This is a genomic window from Acidobacteriota bacterium (assembly GCA_016700075.1).
Classification (GTDB): Bacteria; Acidobacteriota; Blastocatellia; order Pyrinomonadales; family Pyrinomonadaceae; genus OLB17.
The window spans coordinates 1531728-1554871 of the sequence record CP065000.1 but is presented as its reverse complement, the minus strand read 5'-3'; the positions used below and the strand labels follow the sequence as shown (position 1 = coordinate 1554871).

Annotated in this window: 23 protein-coding genes; 8 read left to right on the top strand and 15 right to left on the bottom strand. The window is 52.5% G+C overall.

Annotation, left to right across the window (positions count from 1 at the left end):
• Window positions 1-8: 8 nt before the first annotated feature.
• The 11 genes from IPM50_06965 to IPM50_06915 all read right to left on the bottom strand — a co-directional run bounded on the left by IPM50_06965 (window position 9) and on the right by IPM50_06915 (window position 10806).
• On the bottom strand, window positions 9-473 hold the full coding sequence (locus IPM50_06965) for an AtpZ/AtpI family protein (protein QQS34301.1): 465 nt from the start codon (window positions 471-473) through the stop codon (window positions 9-11).
• Entirely contained in the window at window positions 470-1681 is a 1212-nt protein-coding gene (locus IPM50_06960) for a glycosyltransferase (protein QQS34300.1), read from the bottom strand. Before IPM50_06960 ends, IPM50_06965 begins: the two co-directional genes overlap by 4 nt.
• Before the next feature lie 2 nt (window positions 1682-1683).
• The gene (locus tag IPM50_06955; GenBank protein ID QQS34299.1) at window positions 1684-2997 is read right to left on the bottom strand and encodes a 3-deoxy-D-manno-octulosonic acid transferase; all 1314 of its coding nucleotides are present in this window, start codon (window positions 2995-2997) and stop codon (window positions 1684-1686) included.
• A gap of 111 nt (window positions 2998-3108) precedes the next feature.
• Window positions 3109-3672 (bottom strand): elongation factor P, encoded by a 564-nt coding sequence (gene efp, locus IPM50_06950; GenBank protein ID QQS34298.1) that lies wholly within the window; start codon window positions 3670-3672, stop codon window positions 3109-3111.
• 89 nt (window positions 3673-3761) lie between these two features.
• Window positions 3762-4274, bottom strand: coding sequence for a hypothetical protein (locus IPM50_06945; protein ID QQS34297.1), 513 nt, complete (start codon window positions 4272-4274; stop codon window positions 3762-3764).
• Entirely contained in the window at window positions 4275-6212 is a 1938-nt protein-coding gene (locus tag IPM50_06940) for a PEP/pyruvate-binding domain-containing protein (protein QQS34296.1), read from the bottom strand.
• Window positions 6213-6268: 56 nt separating this feature from the next.
• Window positions 6269-7540, bottom strand: a complete 1272-nt coding sequence (locus tag IPM50_06935; protein QQS34295.1) for a glycosyltransferase family 1 protein — start codon at window positions 7538-7540, stop codon at window positions 6269-6271.
• Window position 7541: 1 nt separating this feature from the next.
• Complete coding sequence (locus IPM50_06930; protein ID QQS34294.1) at window positions 7542-7745, bottom strand: hypothetical protein; 204 nt, start codon at window positions 7743-7745, stop codon at window positions 7542-7544.
• On the bottom strand, window positions 7746-8660 hold the full coding sequence (locus IPM50_06925) for a DUF4349 domain-containing protein (protein QQS34293.1): 915 nt from the start codon (window positions 8658-8660) through the stop codon (window positions 7746-7748).
• A gap of 44 nt (window positions 8661-8704) precedes the next feature.
• Window positions 8705-9331, bottom strand: coding sequence for a DUF4126 domain-containing protein (locus IPM50_06920; protein QQS34292.1), 627 nt, complete (start codon window positions 9329-9331; stop codon window positions 8705-8707).
• A 107-nt stretch (window positions 9332-9438) separates the two neighbouring features.
• Complete coding sequence (locus IPM50_06915) at window positions 9439-10806, bottom strand: sigma-54-dependent Fis family transcriptional regulator (GenBank protein ID QQS34291.1); 1368 nt, start codon at window positions 10804-10806, stop codon at window positions 9439-9441.
• On the opposite strand from IPM50_06915, the gene IPM50_06910 reads away from it, so the two are divergent.
• Together IPM50_06910 and IPM50_06905 are read left to right on the top strand one after the other, a co-directional pair.
• Window positions 10790-11968 carry a bacteriocin fulvocin C-related protein gene (locus tag IPM50_06910; protein ID QQS34290.1) on the top strand — a complete coding sequence of 393 codons (1179 nt, stop codon included), beginning with the start codon at window positions 10790-10792 and terminating at the stop codon, window positions 11966-11968. The genes IPM50_06915 and IPM50_06910 overlap by 17 nt on opposite strands.
• A gap of 15 nt (window positions 11969-11983) precedes the next feature.
• The gene (locus IPM50_06905; protein ID QQS34289.1) at window positions 11984-12856 is read left to right on the top strand and encodes a TlpA family protein disulfide reductase; all 873 of its coding nucleotides are present in this window, start codon (window positions 11984-11986) and stop codon (window positions 12854-12856) included.
• 183 nt (window positions 12857-13039) lie between these two features.
• Here the strand turns inward: IPM50_06905 and IPM50_06900 are convergent, their stop codons facing one another.
• Entirely contained in the window at window positions 13040-13441 is a 402-nt protein-coding gene (locus IPM50_06900) for a GxxExxY protein (protein QQS34288.1), read from the bottom strand.
• A 6-nt stretch (window positions 13442-13447) separates the two neighbouring features.
• A complete protein-coding gene (locus IPM50_06895) occupies window positions 13448-14983 on the bottom strand; it encodes a HAMP domain-containing protein (GenBank protein QQS34287.1) in 1536 nt (511 codons plus the stop codon).
• Between the two features lie 167 nt (window positions 14984-15150).
• On the opposite strand from IPM50_06895, the gene IPM50_06890 reads away from it, so the two are divergent.
• From IPM50_06890 to IPM50_06870, 5 genes are all read left to right on the top strand, one after another.
• Window positions 15151-16809 (top strand): hypothetical protein, encoded by a 1659-nt coding sequence (locus IPM50_06890; GenBank protein QQS34286.1) that lies wholly within the window; start codon window positions 15151-15153, stop codon window positions 16807-16809.
• A 273-nt stretch (window positions 16810-17082) separates the two neighbouring features.
• Window positions 17083-18168, top strand: a complete 1086-nt coding sequence (locus tag IPM50_06885; protein QQS34285.1) for a hypothetical protein — start codon at window positions 17083-17085, stop codon at window positions 18166-18168.
• Between the two features lie 148 nt (window positions 18169-18316).
• Entirely contained in the window at window positions 18317-19036 is a 720-nt protein-coding gene (gene rnc, locus IPM50_06880) for a ribonuclease III (protein ID QQS34284.1), read from the top strand.
• A 6-nt stretch (window positions 19037-19042) separates the two neighbouring features.
• Window positions 19043-19879 carry a signal peptidase I gene (lepB, locus tag IPM50_06875; GenBank protein QQS34283.1) on the top strand — a complete coding sequence of 279 codons (837 nt, stop codon included), beginning with the start codon at window positions 19043-19045 and terminating at the stop codon, window positions 19877-19879.
• A gap of 7 nt (window positions 19880-19886) precedes the next feature.
• Window positions 19887-20798 carry a pseudouridine-5'-phosphate glycosidase gene (locus IPM50_06870; GenBank protein ID QQS34478.1) on the top strand — a complete coding sequence of 304 codons (912 nt, stop codon included), beginning with the start codon at window positions 19887-19889 and terminating at the stop codon, window positions 20796-20798.
• Between the two features lie 8 nt (window positions 20799-20806).
• Here the strand turns inward: IPM50_06870 and IPM50_06865 are convergent, their stop codons facing one another.
• Both IPM50_06865 and ruvC read right to left on the bottom strand, forming a co-directional pair.
• The gene (locus IPM50_06865) at window positions 20807-21583 is read right to left on the bottom strand and encodes an SH3 domain-containing protein (GenBank protein ID QQS34282.1); all 777 of its coding nucleotides are present in this window, start codon (window positions 21581-21583) and stop codon (window positions 20807-20809) included.
• Complete coding sequence (ruvC, locus tag IPM50_06860; GenBank protein ID QQS34281.1) at window positions 21580-22077, bottom strand: crossover junction endodeoxyribonuclease RuvC; 498 nt, start codon at window positions 22075-22077, stop codon at window positions 21580-21582. The genes IPM50_06865 and ruvC overlap by 4 nt, the downstream gene beginning before the upstream one ends.
• Before the next feature lie 143 nt (window positions 22078-22220).
• On the opposite strand from ruvC, the gene IPM50_06855 reads away from it, so the two are divergent.
• Window positions 22221-23138, top strand: coding sequence for a hypothetical protein (locus tag IPM50_06855; protein QQS34280.1), 918 nt, complete (start codon window positions 22221-22223; stop codon window positions 23136-23138).
• The last annotated feature ends 6 nt before the right edge of the window (window positions 23139-23144 follow it).

Below are 23144 nucleotides of genomic sequence, written 5' to 3'. Positions count from 1 at the left end.
TTTGAAAATCAAAGCTGTGGTGTGTCGTCGGGATATTCTGACGACGGTTCGGAGAAAAGGGGACGTGTCTTCAGGTCATCGGTCTTGGGTGCGAATATTCGCGAAGTTATTCGGAAGAACTGAACGAAACCGATCAGCGAACCGAAGATAATACCTCCGACCAGACCCCAAGGTGAACTGCCGAGCACCAGGTCGGCCAGCCAACCAAGAAACAGCATAAAAACGACAGAACCGAAAAATGCAATTCCGGCCGACCATGCGAGTCCGCCTTTTCGGATGGTTTCTGCGACAGGCTCAGGTTCAAAGGGCTCAGGCGTGAAGGCCTCGCGGGGCACGTATACGGTCTCGACCTCGTCGTACGGCAGGGGTTCATTGGCTACGGGCTCCGCAAAAGGGGTTTCGTCCGGCCAGGCGTGTTCCGCCCATGGATCCCTCTCTTTTGCATCGTCGTCGTTTAAATGAATTGTGTTCATTGACCGTCTTTAGTGGAAATAATGACAGTTTCATTCGGCGATTTCAATTCATACACATTTCCACGCCATCGCAAACGGCGCGAAAACAAGGCCGAGATCGAATTGAAAAAGAAGATGGAGGGCGTCAACGCCCAAAGTGTGCAGTGAGGAAGATATTGGCGCCTGATAGCTGTTGCGAGCTCAGGGATCGCCGCTTCGACCGCTTGTAGACGAACGATCGATTTACCAACACTGAAAAATGACACCAGCACGAGAGAAGCAAGGCTTATGATGACAGCCGTTTGGTTTTGCCTATTGAGGATGAGGACGAGCATCGACGCTGCGATCACCGTCGTGAACAAGGCCGAACCGATAAAGGACATCACCCAGAATGTAGTCCCATAGACCCGTGTGATCTTCATTTGGCGGGTCGTAAATTCGATCATCTCGCTGAAAGAACAATCCTCGAACGATGGTGTTAGGGCCCCCGGCGCATATGCGATCTCCAGATTTTCACTTTTCATTGCTCTTGTGACAGCGAAATCATCTGAAAGTGTACCCGACCAACGTTCACGCATACCGATCCTTTCGAATACGTCTCTTCTAATTGCCATTGCGCCGCCCCAACAGAAATTCGAGTCTCTGTTTGGTCCCAATGCTGAGGCGATAGAGGCGTTCCATGCAGATCGGAGTTCCGATACGAAGTTTCGCCGTTTGCTGATGAACCACCGATAACCGGTAGATGCCCCCACATTATCTTCGGAAAGCGGTGCGACGAGGTATCGTAGCCAATGGCGTGCGGGGCGAACGTCCGAATCAACGAACGAAAAAACCTCGGAGTTTGGGTCCGCGTGCAGTACCGCTTCGCGGAGGTTCTCGACCTTTTGGCTTGCGGCTTCGGCTTTAGGTGCGATGATCAGCTTAGCGGAGAGCGAACCGCCGTCATTGCCTATCAATTCTTCTATGATCGCAACGCTCGGGTCGGCTGCGTCGTCCGTGACGAACACTATCTCGTATTGAGGATAGTCGAGCTCAAAAAGCGCAGCCAGATTTTTATGTAATCCCGGCTCCGCACCGCGGCATGGAGCGAAAACTGTAGCGAACGGAGTAAAGCTCGATCCTTTTGACAGTTCATCGAGTACGAATTGTCGGTATTTCAGGCCGCCTTCGAACGATCGGTAGCTGAGATAAATGAGTACAACCGCAAAAAAATAGTAGATGTAGATCATCGCTACTTCTGGGGGCCAAAAAGCGGAAGCAAGTACTCAAGCGTTTGTTCTGCAGCCCCGCGATTGACCGCCATTGCAGAGGCGGCGTTGTCGCCGAGAAATTTGCGGCGGAACGGGTCTTTTAGCAGCGTAGTGAACTCTGCTGCGAGTGCGTCGGGATATCGGGATTCAACTTTTTCTTGAGCCAACTGCACCAATGCCTCGCGTGCGGTGAATTCCTCAACTGCCGCTCTGAAATTATCAGTATGCGGACCGGTAACGATCGCCTTTCCCGCGGCTGCCGGTTCGAAAATGCTTTGCCCGCCGTGTTTGATCAGGCTGCCGCCCACAAAAACGATCTCAGCGAGCGGATACGCGGCACGAAGTTCGCCGATACTGTCAAGAATGATTACCTCTGCGGCCGCGTCCCGTGAGGAAGGGGTTTCGGTCCTTCGAACCCATGCAAAGCCGGAACTCCTGACGAGTTCTGCAACCTGATCGAATCTCTCCGGATGTCGCGGTGCGATCATTAGCCGAGGCAAATTGACCGTAGATGATTTCCAGACCGTCTTGAACGCCTCAAGTATCTGCTCTTCTTCGGGCGAGTGAGTGCTGGCGGCAATTATCAGAGGTGCATCGGGCGAAACCGCAAAACGTTCTCGGAACTCGTCCGTAAGTTTCGTCTCGCCGCTGTCGAGGCTGTGATCAAACTTCAGATTGCCCGTGACGCGAACTTTGCTGGCACGCAGCCCCAGCGACATGATCCGTGTCGCATCAGCTTTGTCCTGCATTGCGGCTAGGTCCAGATAGCCGAGTACACGCCGTATGAATCGCGAGATATAACCGTAACGCCTGAAAGACCGCTCAGACAACCGGCCATTTATTATGGCGATCCGAGCTTTGCTCTTGCTGGTTTCCCGTATGAAATTGAACCAGATCTCGGATTCTGTCAGCAGAACGGCTCTCGGTGAGATGCGGTCAAGCGCTCGGCGAACGGTCGATCGCCAATCGAACGGAAAATAAAAGACAAGATCAGCGATCTCGGCGAACACATCCCTAGCGTGCTGTTGGCCTGTCTTTGTCGTGGTGGATACGACAAGCCTCAAATCCGGCCGTCGTTCCTTTATGAGTAGTGCCAGCGGCCGGGCAGCGTTGACCTCGCCGACAGACACGCAGTGAAGCCAAACAGTTTTGCGGCTGTGGTCCAGCCGCGGTACGAAGCCCATTCGCTGCCAGAAACCGGACACATATTTCCCGCCGACGAAAGCGTCGAAGATGAACCGCGGCGACAGCAGTATGAAGGCGGCGGTGTAAAGGAAACTATAGAGGGGAAACATCGTCCAGTTCTAGATGATAGGTCGATTTCGGGGCGAGAAAAAGCCCGTGACTGACGTTATTGTAACACTAACGGCCGGCCGCGGGCTTTTAAAAGATCTGCTTGATATTCGCTACTTTACGCGTTCCATGTATCGAGCTTCAGTTGGGTTAACGCGAATCTTCTCACCCTCGACGATGAACGGCGGTACCTGAAGCGTGACACCGTTCTCAAGTTTCGCAGGCTTATTTGAATTCGACGCCGTTGCACCTTTCATGACCGGTTCCGTTTCGACCACGGTCAGTTCCATCGACCCGGGCAATGCCACGCCGATCGGTGTTCCGTTATAGAATTCGACCTCGATCTTGATGCCCGGCATTAACCACTGAGCGGCATCACCGAGTTCATCTTCGGTCATCGCCACCTGCTCAAAGGTCTCAGAATTCATAAAATGGTGATGGCTGCCATCGGAATAAAGGTATTCCATCTCGTGCTGCTCAAGGATCACTCTTTCGAGCGTGTCGTTGGAACGAAATCGAAACTCGAATGAATTTCCCGTCAGCAGGTTGCGGAGTCTGGCCTGAACCATAGCACGCAAGTTGCCCGGCGTGTGGTGATGAAACTCCATAACCTTTACGGGTGCCCCTTCGTGGAGGATCACCATTCCTTTGCGGATATCGTTTGCTGAAATTGCCATGATTATATCGTGCCGCACGGACAAGGGCGGCGCCCGCATCCGTGAGAAACTGCTAGTTTAGAAATTAAGACGAAACTTTGTAAAGCGGCTCAGCTTTCCTTCTTGAAAGGAAGCGGCGGCGGTTCCTCACCCTCGGCGGGATACTTCTTGTTCATCGAATCATAGATCATCGTTATCTGCGAGATCCACTGCTTCGCCTCTCCGTTCTCGGGATCGTGTTTCAGGACCCTGCGATAATCGCCTAATGCCGAAGCATATTGTCTGGCATCCGTCAGGGCTGTTGCCCTCTTAAGATACGCAGATGCCAATGCCTTTTTGGCAGACGCATCGTTCGGCTTGGATGCAAGAGCTTTTTCCGCGTCCTTAATTGCCGTGTCGAGCGCCGCGGTGTCGATCGGGTCGCCGCCCGATGTCCAGCCGGACTTGCTGCCGCCGTTCTCCGTCTTCGGCTGCTGATTCTCAGATGAATGAGCGACCGCTGTCTGGGGCTTGTTATTCACCGCTGACGTGCTGTTCGACGCGGGATCGACGGGAACCGGTTTGCCCGCATTGTTACATCCAATGACGGCACCCGCCGCCAAGATCAAAAGGTACTTTTTCATTTATTTACTCTCAATATATGGCCTTGATTGAACTATAAAGATCCTTCCGTTCATTATACCCCACTCAATGTCCTGTTCCTTCTTTCCGCCGAACACGCGTTTGATGTTCGCGGCGATCCGGCCGAGATTTCTGACCTGAGCGTCGGTCAGAACACGCCGGTTTGAACCGGCACAATCATCCGCCGTCTGAGTGAGGTCACCATCCGGGGAAAATTTTAGTGCATTTTCCTGCTGAGACAGCGTCATGACGGTTATCACGCTATTGCGCGGATTGAATAGGATCTGTTCAGGAATTCCCGAATTGTCAACTACACGCGAGTTATGTCCGCAAACCGAACTGATGTACACCATATTTCGGTTCTTGTCATCAAACGGATCGCGCGTGATCATGACGCCGCCTCTGTCCATATCTACGCCCAGCTGTATCAGAACGGACATATAGACATCTGTCTGGCTGACATAGTTGCGGACACGTGCCTCATACGCCTCGAACTTCCACAGCGATGCCCAGACGCGTTTGACCGCCTCGATCAGTTTGCTTTCATCAATGACGTTCGGGACGCTCGAATAAAGTCCGGCACCGCTGAAATTCGGCAGATCTTCAGAATTCGAAGAGCTTCGGACAAAAACGGATCTGCCGCCCAGCTGCGTTTTCCAACGGTCAACGATCTGGGCCTTTAGGTCGTCATCGAACTTTCCGTTCTGGATCGTTGCGCGAAACTCGTCCAATTTTTGTCTTCTGTATCGCGGGTTATGAACGAAATCGTCATCGTCCATATGTGCCTCGATGATCTTATCGAAGCCGTTCTCCTCCATGAATTTGTCGTACCAGTAGAAAGGTACGCTGAAGCCGTCCGGGATCGTGAAACCGGTGAGCTTTGCGTTTAGCATCTCGCCTTGATTGGCCGCTTTCGCCCCGTAGCGCACACTGTCGCCTTTTCTCATTTCTCGCAGTCCTGCGAGCTTAGTTGTCTTGAGATCAACGGGAGGTATTTGCTCGTCAGGGGACTTGAATCTATCTCTGAGGTCATCAACTGACGCAGGCTCCAATTTATAGTCGGTAAGGTTCGCCTCAAGCCTGAAAACAAAAGTATTGTATTGCCGGAACAATCGGTCCGCGTCCTTTATGTAGACATTCGGGATGTTCCAGCCTTTAGCGAGGATGTTTATATGGGACAAAGGGGAAGACGGTTTTGCGATGATGATGCCGCGAACTGGAGGCAGGGTGATCGGGAGTTCCCGCAGCACGATGATCTCATTCTCACCGATCTCAACAGTGTCATCCAATTCGTCGATTATGTGAATGCGGCCGACAGCTGTGCCGGTGTTCAAAGCCAGATAGGCAATATTCCGGTTTATCTCGTCTTGAGTTACACGGTCAATTCCAAGCGTTTCGGCATGGGCGCCTTGTTTGGTCGAATTCGGTTTATAGTAGATCTTTTCGTAAAAGGCCTTGTTCAGCACCGTGTTCGCCGTTTTGATAATGGCCTCGTTTGCCATATCGCCTTCCCAGAGTTCCCATGTATATTTCTCGACCGTCAATTGCCACGCAATGGTGCCGACGATAAAGCGGCGGTCAGTGTCAATATAGATCGGTTTAAAAACGTCAGCCCCGCGCGGAACAAGATACGTCGCCAACAAAAAATCTTTGTGAAATCTGAATTTTTGCGAATTAACGAAATAGACCTTGTCGTTCGAGCGCCGGTCGATCACGAACATAACGTGAGGCATCGCATAGGATGTACCCTTGTTATAGACCCGTGCAACAGCATCAAACTCCTCACGCGACCCGATCCTAGGGATCGAATTCTTGTTCGAGTCCGGCCGTTTATTCATTGCCCCCGCCGGTTCACGGCGAGGCGTAGGCTTTCGGGCCATTTGCGAAAACGCTTCGGCGGTCAGCAGAAAGACCGTCGACAGCGCAAAAAATGCCGTCATTAGCCTATTTTTTTCACTTATCATCATTAGATTATCTGTTTTGCTGGGAGCAAAATTCAAGCGTACGCCCGACCGATAAATACTCTTTCTATCTCATTGCACGCCGCGTTAGTCCCGTCCTCAGAATAAACGATGTCTTTCAGACGCTGGGCGTTCGCTGAGTACCGAGAGTTCTTTAAAATCACGTTAAGCAGGTCCGCGGCAGCCCCGGAATCGTATTTGTCCCGCCGGATCACTTCGGCAACGCCCGCTCGTCTGCAGCGGGCGGCGTTGTCGGGCTGGTCGTGCGAATAGGGCATTATCAGCTGCGGCACACCTGCTCGCAGAGCCTGGCCTGTCGTTCCGACGCCGCCCTGATGCACCACGCACGCCGCACGCGGGAAAATCTGCGAATACGGTGCGTAGTCGAACCCGACGATGTCATCGGTCAGGCCTTGCGGCAGTTCGTTGTAGATACCGTAGAGCAAAACCGCACGGCGGCCGAGGAGCTTGGCGGCCTTTACACTTTCGTCGAAGAAATTTCGGGGATCCATCACAGCCGCGGAGCCCAACGTGAAAACGATCGGTGGCTCTCCTGCATCAAGAAAATCCCGCAATGCCTGCGGCATCTTGCCCTCGTCGTCTTGGCCGTCATAAAAGCAAAATCCCGTCTGAAACGATTGTCGGGGCCAATCGGGCTGCGGCTGAGCAAGTGCCCGCGAGAACATCACAAGGTGCAGCTGATCTCCGAATTTACCAAGGAACATCGGATCGTGCGACGGATCAAGTCCGAGTTCCTTTCGAAATTCTTTGTACGGTTCCATCCATCCCGCGGCGATCTGCCTCATCACTTTGTAGAAAAGGTCGTGAAAAACGACCGGCATCGGCCGAAGAAATTCCATGAATTCCGCATCCGGGAACACGCCCGGATCGTGAGCCGAGAACATCGTCATCGGCGAAAGGCACGTCGTCACCCATTTTATGCCGGTCGTTTCTTGGAGCGATCGTGCAGCGTAAATGAGTTCGCCCGTGATCATCATGTCTGCTCCGTCGCAGGCAGCGGCGAGGTCATCATATGTCGCCCGCATATTTGGAAAGATCATCTCACGCATGATCTTTTCCGAACCGCGTCGGCCGTCCATCGCTGTTTTAATGAATTCGCGATCCTCCGGATCGACAGTGGGCCTTAATGTATGATGCTCAAAGCCGAGCAGAGCCAGCTTTTCGGCGTAGCCTTCGAATGTGGAAAAGGCGACCTCGTGGCCGCGGCGGCGGAGTTCAATACCGAGAGCGATCTTCGGATGCAGGTCGCCGAGGCTGCCGAGCGTTGCTAATACGATCCGGGCCATATCAGCTTTCTGATTCGTCGGCGGCGAGCCGCTCGGATTCGCGGATCTTGTTCCTCGCGACTACCTGAGTGCGAATGGAAAGGAAAAAACTTACCGACCCAAGCACGGCGGCAATGAAACTTGCCTCGCGGTTGTCCGCCCAGAAAAAATAGCCCGCCAAAACGGCGAGCCCAAAAGCAAAGACCTGAAATATTCGTTCCAGCACTTACGTGATGATACCCGATTTCTGCTCAGCGGCGTCTTTTTCAGTTTTTCTTTTAGCTGCACGCCGAGAAAAAAATCGGATCGTGAGATATCCGGGCAGACCGAAAATGACTGCGAAGGGAATTAGAGCGACTATCAGAGTGATGACCGCGAAAACGAATCCCTGAGCGATCTCGAATCCTGTAAAAAAGGCATCGCGAAGCCTGTAGCTAAAACCTGTACTGCTTGAACTGATTGCCGAGGGCGACTGTATGCGCAGCTTGATGGTCGAAAGGGTTGTTTGATTTTCGAGAAACCGTTTTCGGCCTTCAAGACGCTCGATCTCGCTGCGGATCTCTGCGAGTTCTTTTTGTACTTCCAGAGCATCGGATACGTCTGTCGAGCGTTTCATTATCTCCATGAACTGGGTCTCGCCGGCACGCTTTGCGGTCAGCCGAGCTTCGAGATCAATGAACTCTTCGGTCACATCCTGGCCCTTGACCGTTTCTACAACGACGCGATCGGCCGCACCGCGGATCTGTTCCAACGCCGTGCCGAACTTGTCCGCGGGAACTCGAATCGTCATTGAAACGATGTCGCGTTTTGACGACCGCATGTCGCTGCTGCGCTGCTGAGTTTCGACAACGTAGCCGCCGAGGCTTTCGGCGATCTGCGTGATACTGCGCTGAGAATTTTCTGGATCTGCCGTTTCTAGGTCGAGATCGGCGTTTTGTATTATCTTTCGACCGAGTGTCGGCGCAGCTGAGCCGGTAGGAATAGTTTCGGGTTTTCCTTCTTGTCTTTCCGGAGCGGAAGCCGGAGCCGAACCGACGGCTTTGTTTTCCGTCATTTCGCTGCGGTCAGAGCCGCGTTCCATCGAACCGCATGCAGCCGAGCCAAGGGAGAGCAGAATAACTAAAGTAAGAATGTTTCGCATCGTATTTCCTCCGTTTCGATACCACGCAGATAGAACGAACGCGATCAGCCCGCCTTGCGGGCAATATCTTTAAATCCTTCGCCGCGGAAAAAGGCAGCGGTCGCCGCAAATAGTCTAATTACCGCGCGATAGACCTTTGGAAAGAACCACAGAAAGAATAGAACAAATACGATAAGGATCGTCGCGATGATAAAAGGAGCGAAAACCGCCAACACCGTCCCGATCATCGCGATGCCGTCTTCGATGAGAGAGAGTGCCCAATTCGAGACTGGCTCGGGCGAGAAGTTAGCTCCAATGCGGGCTGCGGCTTTGGTGCCGTGCGATGCAAATGCAAGTCCGCCGCCTAGTAGTGCCGCCGAAACCCAAACCGTTGGGTCCAAATCGTTCGTCGCAGCGTACGCCACCACCGCGCCTGCGGGAACTCGAATGAACGTGTGAAAAACATCCCAGACGCTATCTACATACGGTATCTTGTCCGCGAAAAATTCGACGGTGTAAAGCCCGCCGGCGATGCCGATGATCCACCAGTTGTCCAGCACGTCGAGCCCGCCGGGCAGCTTCGTCGCACCAAATTTCTGCAGCAGGCCGAGTATCGAGACAGTTGCGTATAGATTGATACCGCTCGTCCACGCCGTACCGAGAGCTAGAGAGATCGTCGAAAACCATTCCATCGTGTTTCCTCCGATAGAACTTTAAAACAGAACGGACGGATTATCCACAGAAAAGTCGTGTCCGCGGGCGAATATTATATCCCTCGTCGCTCGTCCCTTGCCTCTAACTATTCCTCTTCCCTCGTCGCTTGCCCATCGTCACTATCATCCTTCTTCAATCCGAATTTTTCGAGTCGATATTGCAGAGTTCGGAATGTTAGCCCGAGCAGTTTGGCAGACTTGGTTATGTTGTTGTCGGTTCGCGACATTGCCTGTTCTATGAGCGTGCGTTCGACGTCCTCGAAATTTACACCTTCGGGCGGCAGCGTGAACATTCCGCTTGCTGCGGCTGCGGCTGTTGCTGAACGCCCCTGCGTCATTTCAGGCGGCAGGTCGTCGGTGGTGATCGTGTCGTTTTCGCAAAGCAAGATCGCTCGCTCGATCGCCGATTCGAGTTGGCGGACGTTACCGGGATAGGAATAGTCTTCGAGCAGCTTCCGTGCGGCGGATTCGATGGACACTTTTCGATCGGTGCCGCGAGTATGTTTTTTCAGGAAATATTCCATCAGTACCGCCACATCCGACCGACGCTCGCGCAGAGCCGGCAGTTCGATCGAAAGCACATTCAGGCGGTAATAAAGGTCCTCGCGAAAACGTTTTTCCTCAACCATGTGCAGCAGGTCGCGGTTCGTTGCGGCGACCACGCGGACGTCCACGTTTATCTCGCGAGTGCCGCCGACGCGGCGGATCTGTTTTTCCTGCAATGCACGCAAGATCTTCGCCTGCAGCGAAATGTCGAGCTCGCCGATCTCGTCAAGAAACAGCGTCCCGCCGTCGGCGATCTCAAAAAGCCCTTTCTTTTCAGCGACGGCGCCGGTGAAAGAGCCTTTTTCGTGGCCGAAAAGCTCCGATTCCAGCAGATTCTCGTTTATCGCGGCACAATTCACGGCCTGAAACGTCTGATTCGACCGCAGGCTGTTCGTGTGGATCGACCGTGCGATCAGCTCTTTTCCGGTGCCGCTTTCGCCGCGGATCAGAACGGTAGCATTGGATTTTGCGATCTTTAGAATGAGCTTTTTGACCTTGTCCATCTCGGGCGAGACCGAGATGATCTCGGCATCGAGCGTGTTCAGCTTTTTCAACGCCCGCGAGACGGTTTCGAGCAGTTTTTCGCTGTCGTAGGGCTTTTGCAGATACTCAAAAGCCCCCAGCCGCATCGCGTCCACCGCCGAATCGACCGAGCCGTGGGCCGTCAACAAGATGACGATGATCGACTTGTCATAATCCGTAAGCTGCTTGAGCAGATCGAGGCCGGACATGCCGGTCATTTTGAGATCGGTCAGAACAAGGTCGAAACGCCGCGTTTCGACAAATTTCATCGCTGCCTCGCCTGACGACGCGGTCGTTACGTCGTAGCCCTCGCCCGAAAGGATCGTCTCAAGTATCTCTCTTTGATTTTTCTCGTCATCGACGACGAGGATGGATTTTCGTGACATAAAAAAACTATTGCATACGATCGCATTTAGGATTATAACTTACGATGTAGATAAAGCCGGTAACGTTTCTCCCGAAACTCCAATAGCCCTAAATGGGCTAGGTCGGCGTTCAACCTTTGGCTTTGTCCGCAGCAGAATGATGAAACCAAATCTTTGGAGGTACGAAAGATGCACAAACAAACAAACAAACAAACAAACAAAGACCCCTCTCTTCGTAGTCTTGTTTTTCTGTCTCGCGACACTCTCAGCAGCGGCAGTTTCGGGACAACGGTTGGACAAGGACACGAACACGGAAAGCCCGAAAGTGTCCTGCGCGAGCCAGATATTTGTTCTCCCTCAAACCATTTCAACGGGAAACTCGCTTGAGAACTTTGAACGTATCGCTGCTCTTTCTCCAGTCTCTCGTCGGTTAGCATTCTCAAATCTTTCCAATTCAGAAAAGGCGGCCTTCATTCGGCTCAATCTCTCTTTGCAGCTTGCTAAGCGCGAGAGTGTTTCGCCCTCCCAGCGAGAGTTTGTTTTGAACTCCTTGATGAACGTCGACGACGCATTATTCAGCAAAACGACCATCGAATCTGAGGATGGAATCCGCGCAAAAGGCTTACAGATCGAAAACTCCGCCAGAGCATTATTCTCGCGAGATGAATTAGGGGACTTTCTGGAGCCGCTTGCAATGGACAAAAGCATCGAATTGGATCTGGTCCGTCGCTATTTTGATTTACTCAATGAAGGTTCCATGGTTCGCATGAGGTTGGTTGAGCGGTTGCCCATTAGGGAACGAGTAGGCATTTGGAAGACTCAGATGGCGTACCACTTGGCAACGGGAGCATTTTCTGAGAATCAACTCAGATTTATCAGTGAGATGTTGACATCGATGACACCTGACACCTTTGCCCCAAAACTCGATGAAACCGAGGGAACAGAACTCGTAAATAGAATGTATTCTGTTTTTTCCAGGGAGGAGGCATTCGCACTATTCATGTCAATTGGATCACACAAGCCGGTCAAAAGGGCCACTGCCGAGTCCGTCGACTGTGAGTGCTTGTTGTCGTGTCCTAGTGGATATTACTGCGGTTCGGAAGGTGGATGTGTTAGCACAAAGAGCGGGTGCGGACCTTGGGGAATCCTCGGCTGCCATTATCGCTGCTACCCAAATCCGTAACAAATCAATTGAGTTGTGTTTTTGGATAACGTCAAAGCATTTGTTGCAATAGCCGTCAGCTTGGTTCTGATTTCTTTGCTGGCACCCCTATTGTCACGCGAGGTTGACCACATAATGCTGGTTTCCTTCGTCGGCTTTTTTGTTGCGGAGCTAATATTTATCAGGGCATTCTCAGGCAGGATAACTGCTCCGAATGTCTTGATGATCACATTTCTTGTGATGCTTCTCATGCATTCCATCACAATTGTTGAATGGTTTGTTTGGGGAGCATTCGGGCTGCCGGTAGTTGTGGCGTGCGTCCTAAGCGTGATCTCCGCATACTTTGTAACGAGATTCAGTTTTCCGGCCAACTTGTTAATGTTCATTCTCAGCAGCATTTTTGTCGGGTACATGTATTTTTACGGCTGGGATCTGTGGCTCCACCGACACAACTACGGCACTTTTACCGGAAGGGTCGATCCCTATGCTATGAGTGTGAAACTGACTGCGCGCGATGAACAGAATACGCTTATTTCCGATAGTTTCCTAAAGGAAAAAATTGTTCTTTTGGACTTTTGGACAACAAGCTGTTCTATTTGTTTCCAAAAATTTCCGCTGCTTCAGTCAGCATTTGATAAGTATGGGAATGATCCTTCAATATTGCTACTAGCAGTCAACGCGCCAAACGAAGAAGACGAACCGACCACGCCGTTTCGTAAGATTCGCGAACGGGGCTACACCTTCCCGGTCATTGTCCTAGCCGATGAGGATCAGGCAAAAGACTTCGGAGTTAGGTTTTACCCCACGACCTTCGTCGTGAGCCGAGCGGGTTTGATTGTCTATAAAGGTGATATCGAAGGTGCTGTTAAGATGGTCTCAAAAATTCGTGAAGCCGAACAACGAGATTGACCTGTGGGGTCTTGCACTCATGCCTCGAAATTTCTAACTGGCGGTCGTTACGTCGTAGCCCTCACCCGAAAGGATCGTCTCAAGTATCTCTCTTTGATTTTTCTTGTCATCGACGACGAGGATGCTTTTTCTTGCCATAAGTGATATTCACCGCAAAGACGCGGAGACGCAGAGGAGAGGAGATCAAAATCTATTCACAATTCGTTTTATGCCGTTCTTTAGAACAGATGAGTGATGGTTCAGGATCAAGCCAACTCTCAGATCCAGCATTCGAAGGTATGATAGAAGTTGAGCCTCATGAATTGCGATAATGCGATCTACGGCCTTTAGTTCAATTATGACCGCATTTTCTACAATGATGTCCAATTTATACCGGCAATCGAGTTTGACGCCTTTGTAAATAACAGGCAAAGGAACCTGACGTTGGAAACTCAGGCCATTCTGAGCGAGTTCGTAACACAAACATTCTTCGTAAGCTGATTCCAATAATCCAGGACCGATGGCCCTGTGAACCTCTATCGCACAGCCGATGATGCTCTCCGTTAGAGAGTTGACCCTTTCGACCGCATGTTCATTGTTGAGCATCTAAACTTACCTGCTTTTTTCCTCGGCGTCTCCGCGTCTCTGCGGTTCAGAATGAGTCGGCAGCTTTACCGTGAACGTCGTTCCTTTTGCTTCTTCCGACCTGACGTCGATCGTCCCGTTATGCGATTCGACGATCTTTTGAACTATCGCCAGGCCGAGGCCCGTTCCTGTCTCTTTCGTTGAAAAATATGGTTCAAATATCTTCTCCAAATTCTCGGGCGGTATGCCGACGCCGGTATCCGATATCTCAAAATTCACGCAATTGCCGGTCTCGCTGGGTGTGATTTTGATGCCCAGATGTCCGCCCTGCGTTTCCATAGATTGCAGGGCGTTGATGAAAAGATTATTGAAAACGGAACGTAGAAATTCCGGATCGGCCATGATCTGCGGGACATTTTCATGTTCGACAATGCCGATGGTGATGCCTTTTTCTTCTGCTTCGGGCTCGATCAACCGCAACGAATCGTCAATCACTTGTCGCGGGTCGGTTGGCCTAAGATTCGCCTTTGCCGGACGCGAATAGTTCAAGAAATCAGATATCTGCTGATTTATACGGCCGACCTCGGTTTTTAGTTGGGACGTGAGCTTTTCAAATTTTTCTTTATCTACAGGTTCAGCAGGCGCGTATTTCGTCCGAAGATGATCGAGCGTGAGATTGATGTAATTCAACGGATTGCGTATCTCATGAGCGATGGCGGAGCCGAGCCGCCCAACGACCGCACTTTTTTCCGCCTGCTGCAGCTGCAACTCAAGGTCGCGTTTCTTTTCGAGTTCCGCCGCCATTTCGTTGAAATTTCGTGCGAGCATTCCCATCTCATCGCTACGTTCAGCCTCGGACACGCGGGTCGATAGATCGCCCTGAGCAACACGTCTTGCGGCTGCCGAAAGGTTTGCGATCGGCCGCGAAAAACGCCAAACGAGCATAAAAGTGATGATCGATGAAGCGAGCAGGACGATCAGCGTAAACAGCAACGGCTGGGCGGCACGCCGTGCGGCCTCATCGCGGTCATTCTTGATCAGCACCATCACGTACCAGCGGCCTTTACTGGTTTCAATGGGAATTGCGTGAGCTTCGTCCGAGATCGCTTTGCGGTCCGGGTCGATCGGATTTGGAAAGTTTTTTGCGTCGTCACCGAGTCGGGCGCTCTCCATCAAGGGCGGCAGTCCGGTCAGATCTCTCGCCTTTTTGTAGACGACGTTGTTGTTTTCGTCGTATTCCGGCAGGAACTCCGCGTTCAAACTATCGATCACGTTCCAGTCGTGATCGATGACGATGATGTCCTTGATCCTTTGACGTGTTTCGCGGCTGAAATAGGTCTCGTCTGCCTGATCGACGAGATCCTGAACACGCAGATCCTGCATCGGAATGCTCGTAAAGCCGAGCGTAATGCCGGCCACAAGGGCTTCTGTTTGAGCTTCGCGAAGTTCTGCGCTTTCCCGCTGTGAGACAAGATTCAGGTAGTATTGAAAGCCCAGGGTCGCCACCAACAGCAGCGCCAGGATCAGCAGCAACTTTCCGCGAAATGTTCTAAAGAAAGGCATTAAGGATGAAACTAGAACGGAGCAAAAAAGCTTGCCCGCCCGTCGTGTGAATGTTATAGTCTTTCGTAGTTCTTACGCAAACGCCGCAAAAACCGAGCTTTGGATGCGGTGTTGCCGTTTTCCCCAGATACGAAAGATTAAATAAGGAACCCATTTTGAGGTAACGCATGAAGTTTTCACCCCTGCGACCGCTTGCCGTTTTCTGTGGTCTCGTTCTGGCAATAACTGTTACATTCGCAACGTCCCCCGCTCACGCACAAACAAAAAAGTCGGCTCAATCTGCGAAGGACAATAAGAAGGCGACGTCGGCGAAAGACGCGAAGAAAGCCGTAGCCGACAAGAACGGAAAGGACGATAAAAAGGGAAAACAGACCGCGGCAGATAAGCGGGCTGCAGACAAGAAGGCAGCGGACAAGAACTCAAAAACCGCAAAAAAGACCGATCCAAAGAAGGACGACAAACGAACAGCCGGCCGTAAGGACGACCCTAAGAAACCCGCAAACAAGAAAGAAGAAACCCGCAGAACTGCGGCCGAGCGGCGGCGATTGGAACAGGAACGCCGTCAGGCGGCATTGGAAGAACGCCGTCGCCGCGAACAGGCGATCCGTGAAGCGCAGGCAAGAAAACTCGCTTTTGAACGCGGCCTCAGATCAGAAACAATTTCGAATATTGCCAATGACAACACCGAAGGCGAGGACCTTCAGGTCAGGCAAGCCGCAGTGGCCGCTCTTGGCGATAAAGCCGGCTCGGTGGTTGTGATGGAAGCTCAAACAGGCAAGGTCCTGACCATAGTCAATCAGGAATGGGCCGCACGCCAGCCGATAAAGCCGTGTTCGACCATCAAGCTCGTTACCGGCGTCGCAGGTGTCAATGAGGGCGTTATAGATGTGAACGACGGGCGTACAAAAGAGATCCCGAATCGGCTCGGTCTTGATGATTCGCTTGCTTTTTCTGATAACCCATATTTTCAACGGGTCGGATCCTCGGTCGGAAACCCAAAAGTGATCGAATACGCTCGTCAACTCGGCCTGGGGCGGCCAACAGGCATCAACCTGGAGAATGAAAGCCCCGGCAGGCTTCCATACGGCAATCACAATCCGCGTATCTATTCGCACGGCGATGACTTTGAAGTAACCGGTCTGCAGTTGGCCGTAATGGTCTCAGCTATCACGAACGGCGGAAACGTGGTCACTCCGAGGGTTCCCAGAACTTCGATCGAACGGGCTAACTTCGAGGTGATAGCCAAACCTAGCATCACGATACCGCAACAGAATCTCCGCCGTGTAATCCCGGGCATGATCGGCGCTTCGGAATACGGCACCGCCCGCCGCAATATGGACCAGACGCTCGGCGTTGCAGGCAAGACGGGCTCGTGCATCGGGCGAAATTCTTGGGTAGGGCTGTTCGCCTCTGTTGCTCCGATCGAGTCTCCAAAATATGCCGTTGTCGTCATTACTCGCGGCGAACGTGAGCGCGGCCGAAACGCTGCAGCGATCGCGGCACAGATATATCGCACGCTGGCGCCGAATATTCAAAGAACGAATCGAAATCTGGCACAAACCGAATTCAAACTGCAGCCGCGCAATCGCATTGATGTTCAAACTGCGGCCAAAGCGGTAACAGAGGGCGAAGAGGCCGAAGGCATTAAGGAAGGTGACGCAGGACGGCCTGTTATCATTGTGCCGAGCGTGCGTAGCGGATCGGAGGCTGCACCTCAACGGCTTGTGACCAAGACCGGCTCATCAGCCCCGGTCTTTCCGCCGGTTGTCATTACCTACGAAAAGGAAGGTGCAGAGAAAAAGGACGGACCAAAGGACAGGCCTTAAAAATCAAAATCCCTTATCGTTTGTTTTCAATAAGATACACGCCGGCGTGACGATACGTGCGGCAACGGGCTTGACAGAGCCTTTTGATTGCAGGATTATTTTCGTTTTTACGCTTTTTATTTTAAGGGCGATTACGCTATTTTAACAGTTAAACGTCAGCATGATGAATTGCAACTTTTCTGCAATCGGCTTCATCTGAAGACACGCAAACCCGACGAATGAAGCGTCGCCGGTACGCAATAATTGAGGGCATCACCCGGAGGAAGGAAGAAAATGAAAAAAGTATTTAGACAAGCGGGCGTGGGGATATTTGCCGCCCTATTGTTTGTCTTAGGAACAGGCGCGGCTTCGGCTCAGGACTCATGTGACGCAGAAGCGATCGTCGCTGCAGGCGACAAGTTCCGTGCCGCTCATGCCGACAAATCTATTGCCGGACGCAAGGCCGCCATTCTAGCGGGTGAAGAGTACTTGGCGAAATTCGGTAAGTGTGACGGTGCAAAGGAGTTGGCAGATTGGCTGACCCCTCGACTTCCGCGATTCAAAGAGACCGTGAAAGAGATGGAGGAAGAGGAAGCGAAGAACAAACTTGTCACCCGGTTTGACACCGCTATGAAGGCGAAGAACTGGGACGAAGTTTACTCTTCCGGTAAAGAGATACTTGCAAAATACGCCGATGAGTTTCGTGCCGCTGAGATAGTCCTCGGTTCGATCGGTTACGATGAAGCCTTTGCGGGCCGTAATAAATACAACGACGATACTGTCCGCTTTGCAAAGCAGGCGATCGCCAGCCTCGAATCCGGTAAAGAATTCAAGACCTTTGGTGTGGCACCTTTTATCTATAAAAACAAAGAGGACGCACTCGGTTGGCTTAACCTGACCATTGGCTATATTTACGCAGTTCCGCAAAAGAACCGTGCCGGTGCTTTGCCCTATCTTTACAAGGCGACCCAGGCAGATTCTGACACAAAGAAAAACCCGATCCCGTACGAGCTGATCGGCTTCTTCTATTTCGATGAGTTGAACAAACTTGTAGAAGAGATCAAGACGCTCGAGAAGGACCAGAATGACAACGACACGGCGGAGGTTGCCAAACAGAAAGTGGACAACATCCGCAACAAAGTGGCACTCGCGAACGGCACTGCAGAACGAGCGATGGATGCCTTTGCACGTGCATTCAATCTCGGTCAGGCTGCGGCATACAAAGCGTCGATGAAAAAGAACGTTGAAGATGCCTACAAGCTTCGTTTTGCGAAAACGGATGGCGTCGATTCGTGGATAGCGAATACTTTGAAGCAACCGCTTGTTAATCCGACGACGCCGGTAACTCCGATATTCGAAGGAGAATCCTCGGGGTCTTAGGCGGCATTTGCCGAGCCTGTTCGGACCGCCGCAATTGACTTGCGAAATGGTTCGCCGGTAACTGTCTGAACCCTCAATTTAGCCGGAAGCTTGCTGTTGGCAACTTCCGGCTTTTCTTTTGCCGGCATTGTTCTTAAGATTGGAACGTATGGTTGCCCCGCTGGGAAAACTGGAAAGTTTGATAGGGCATCGTTTCAGCGACCTGAAGCTGCTCGAACGAGCGGTCACGCATCGGTCATGGGCTCATGAAAATCTGCAAGGTGATAAAAATGAAGCTCATCTGGCAGAGAATGAATCATTTGAATTTCTTGGTGATTCCATTTTGGGTCTGATCATCGCCGAGCAGCTTTTTGCCGACGGCCCGGATCGCACCGCGGGCGAATTGACCGCAATGAAGCACCACCTCGTCAGTTCGGTCAAGCTTGCGGAAATAGCGGGACGTATGAAGCTTGGAGAATACATCCGCATGGGCCGCGGTGAGGAACAGAACGGCGGCCGCTCCAAACCTGCGATCTTGGCAGACACACTGGAAGCTGTGATAGCTTCTGTTTTTCTGGATTCGGGTTATACGTCCGCAAAGGTTTTTGTGAGGCGTTTATTCTCTGACGACCTAAAGGCAGTCACCCCGCGTTCGTCGATAGATCCGAAAACGCGTTTGCAGGAGCGGCTTCAGGCTCAGAATGTTCCTGCCCCGAGTTACAATCTGCTGCGCTCGGAAGGCCCTCCTCACAAGCGAACGTTTTACGTTGAAGCAGTATGGGAAGGCGGGCGGTCCACAGGCGAGGGCACTTCAATAAAGGCAGCGGAAATGGTAGCCGCCGAAAAGGCGTTGGTCGATCTACAGGCAGCGGAATCCGCGTCAAAATAGTATCTTATGACACAAGACACACTGGATCAGCCTCCTGCTCCTGAGGTAAAACCGGCATCGCCGCAGCGATCCGTTATCAGGGAGTATTTCGAGTCTTTCGTCGTCACGCTTGTGATGGCACTATTCGGAATGACGTTCATACTTCAAGCCGTCACTGTGCCGACGGGCTCGATGCAGAACACGATATTGGTCGGCGACTACCTTCTCGTAAATAAATTTATCTTTACTCCCGGCGGCAATGACCTCTGGTTCCTGCCGCAGCGTGAGATACGCCGCGGCGACATCATCGTATTCAAATATCCGGGCAATAAGGTAAATCCGCGAATGGACGCCAGCCGCAATCCGCCGCTCGTTCCGTATCAGATCAATTATGTAAAGCGAGTCATCGGGCTGCCCGGCGAGACCGTCGAATTTCGCGACAATCAAGTGTTCATCAACGGCCAGCTTCTGCCAGAGCATCGGCTCATAGGCGAGGCACCGGACAATCTCTCGGCGCTGACAGTGACCGAATTCGAAGAGCGTCGAGAGGGAGAGTTGTGGGACGTGTATTATGACCCGGAGTCGATGGACGCCATCCGTGCGGGAATGCGGCTCTCTCGCCGCGGTTACGAATTCGGCGTGGCAGGCAAGACGATGCAGGTTCCTGACAACAGTTTCTTCGTCCTCGGTGATAGCCGCGACAATAGTGAAGATAGCCGATTTTGGGGCTTTGTGCCTCGTGAACTGATCATCGGCCGGGCGATGTTCGTCTATTGGTCGTGCGACCGGGGAGCATCGAACGGAGATCTGTTCGGATGCGTGACGCATCCGCGGCTTGACCGTATTGGCAAGTTCGTAAAATAGCCTTGCTCTGTTTGTGAAGATCAAATTCAGTCCCGAAGTACAAGAAGCCATCGCATCCGGCACCGCCGTCGTAGCATTGGAATCGACGGTCATTGCTCATGGGCTTCCGCATCCCGATAACATAAAAACCGCACTGCGATGTGAGGAATCGGTCCGTGAGAGCGGAGCCGTTCCGGCTACTATAGCGATCATCGGCGGTGAGTTTCGCGTGGGCCTTTCGCAGGATGAGATCGAATTTCTCGCCTCAGGAGCAGACATTAGAAAAGCATCTACACGCGACCTCCCGATCGCGGTCGCGAACAATCTTGACTGTGCAACTACTGTTTCGACGACAGCCTTTATCGCTCACCGGGCAGGGATACGCGTCTTCGCGACCGGCGGCGTCGGCGGTGTGCATCGCGGTTATGCCGCGGACATTTCGGCAGACCTTCCGACGCTTGCGGAAACACCGATCGTGGTCGTTTGCTCCGGTGCAAAAATGATCCTCGACATTGCTGCTACCCGCGAATGGCTTGAGACGCACGGGGTCGCTGTGCTCGGGTGGCAGTGTGATGAAATGCCGGCCTTCTACAGCCGCTCCAGCGGGCTGAACGCAGATCATCGTGTGGATTCGGCTTCAGATGCGGCGTTGGTGGCCGCCGCTCGAGATGCCCTCGGAATGCGTCAGGCAACGCTTTTGACCGTACCTGTTCCAAAGGAGTTCGAGCTTCCTCGCGATGAAATGGAAAGCATTATCGGAGCTGCGATCGCAGGCGTTGGCCGCCAAGGCATCAGCGGAAAGGACGTCACGCCGTTCCTCTTGTCAGAACTGACAAAGGCGTCCGGCGGCAGAACGCTAAAAGCTAACATCGCATTGTTAGAGAACAACGCCCGTGTCGCAGGCTTAGTGGCCGTTCAGATCGCAAACCGCACCACTTGAAACTTGCGTCATTTTTCTGCTTCGAGCTTTGTCTTCAGGTCATTCAACCGTTCCCGGGCGGCCGCAGCCTCCGTTGAGTCCGGAAATTTGGAAACTATCTCACTCCAAGCCTGTCCGTCGTAATGATAGTTCCTGGTTTTCGGATTGAACAGAAACCGGATGCCCAGCTTGCGGTATCGGTCCAGCATTACGAAATTTAAATAATAGCTGTGCATTGGAGCTGCGGAAGCAGCCATTTCTTTGCGTCTCAGGCGCCTACCGGCATCTCGGGTAATATTCGTAGCAATGTCCTCGAGCGTATCGCCAAAAATAAGAAGAAGTGTTGGTCTGAATCTTGAATTTGGGAAGAGTTTGAAATACTGAACGCCGGCCTCGACCTGTTCAAAACCTGCAAGAGCCTGTACGATCATCGCTCCGCGTTCCTCGTCCTGCGGCCGAGCTGCAGATATCACCGCTTCCGACTGCACCCAACCTTCGCTTGAAGGCAGAGCCTTCACTTTCAAAAATGTCACGCCGTCAGCTTCTCTCGTTCCAAGAATGCTTACTTGCCTGCCCCGCTGCATACGATGAACTGCCTCAGAAAAAAGGCTGGGCTCGCGGCGCAGCACTGACAAAAGTTCGTCCATGACAATGGCGGTCTTGCCGACCAATGGATCTTTAGCAGAGACAGCGTTTCGCTGATTCGTCGCCGGTCTGCGTGTTTGGCCAATGTTCTCGCTGACCGATGAGAGCAAGAGTAGAAGCCATGCGGCAAAGCATATTTTCAGATGAACCCGTCCTTTCATTTCTTCAAAGCGGCCTTTCCGGTCGGCCCTGCGTGATGGAAATGGCAGATCGCCGTCGCCAGAGCATCGGCAGCGTCATAAGGTCTTGGCGGCTCACGCATTCCTAGCAGCACTCGCACCATTTCCTGTACTTGCTGCTTCTCGGCGTTGCCATATCCTACGACGGTCTGTTTGATCAGCCGCGGAGCATACTCAGCGATGTCGAGCCCGCGTTGTTCTGCAAGCAGCAGCATCAGTCCGCGAACCTGACCGAGCTTTAGAGCGACACTTACATTTACAGCGTAAAACGTATCCTCTACCGCCAACACGTCCGGCGAATGTTCCGCCATTATCTCGTCAACAGACTCGTAAATATTCAGCAGGCGTTTGGAAAATGCGTCTCTCGACCGAGACCTCACCGTCCCATAGGCAACGAGAGAATAACGCGTGCTGCGTCCTTCGACGACGCCCCAACCGAGCGTTTCACTGCCTGGATCAATACCTAGTACACGCATCGGCTGAAGTTACTGCTTACCAAAGATTTACAAAAGATACTGCAAAATCGCCCCGTTCGGCAAGTCGGCCCGCGACGACGCAGTTTGTAAATCGCGGGCGCAATTCTTATCATCAACTTTACTCAGCACGTTCAGATCCGGCGATGAACAAAATAAATACCATTCATGCGATCAGGCCGTCGGTGCGGGCTTTAATGGCCGAATCGATAGATTATGCCGGACTTTTTCCGCCGTCCGCTGTCTCGATGCCCGAGGCAGTTCTGAACTACGCGACGTACCGCAACAGCAATTACTCGTGGATGCTGGGGCGTTTCGTAGTGTCGGCGTCGCGCCTCACGGAATTTGCCGAAGCTGCCGCAGACTTCGTTTCACGCGATGCAGGTTCGCCGTGGCAGATCGCCGTTGTTTTCGACGGCAATTTGGCCGAAAACCTCGCGGCCGTTGACTCGTTCAATGAAGTGAACGGCGAGCGGATGTTCTGCGATTCGGTCGAGATGAAAGCATCGTCTGGCGATGCGATCGCCTCCGCGGCTGCGGCACTGCCGTCGGGTGTTTCTGCGTTCTTTGAGCTTGCCCTTGACCAAACTCTGCCCGAGCTCGTCGCCGAGATAAACCTTGCCGGGCAGCAGGCAAAGATCCGCACAGGCGGCGTAACACCAGAGGCGTTTCCCAAGACGACAGAGATAGTGAAGTTCGTCCGAACCTGCCTTGCCGCAAATGTGCCATTCAAGGCGACCGCCGGACTGCATCATCCGATACGCTGTTTTCGCCCGCTGACCTACGAAGCGAACTCGGTACAAGGCACGATGCACGGTTTCCTCAATCTTTTTCTGATGACCGGCTTTGCACGGGAAGGTTTCCGCACAAGCTTCCTCGAGGACGTGATGGAGGAGGAGTTTGAAGAGGTATTCGCGGTCGAAGATCAGTCGATAATCTGGCGCACGGAATTCTCATTGAATACTTTCCAGCTCGAGCAATTACGCGCTAAAGGTATTCGCTCGTTCGGTTCATGCTCGTTCGACGAACCGGTAGCCGATCTGCAGAAACTGGGGATACTCTAACCACCG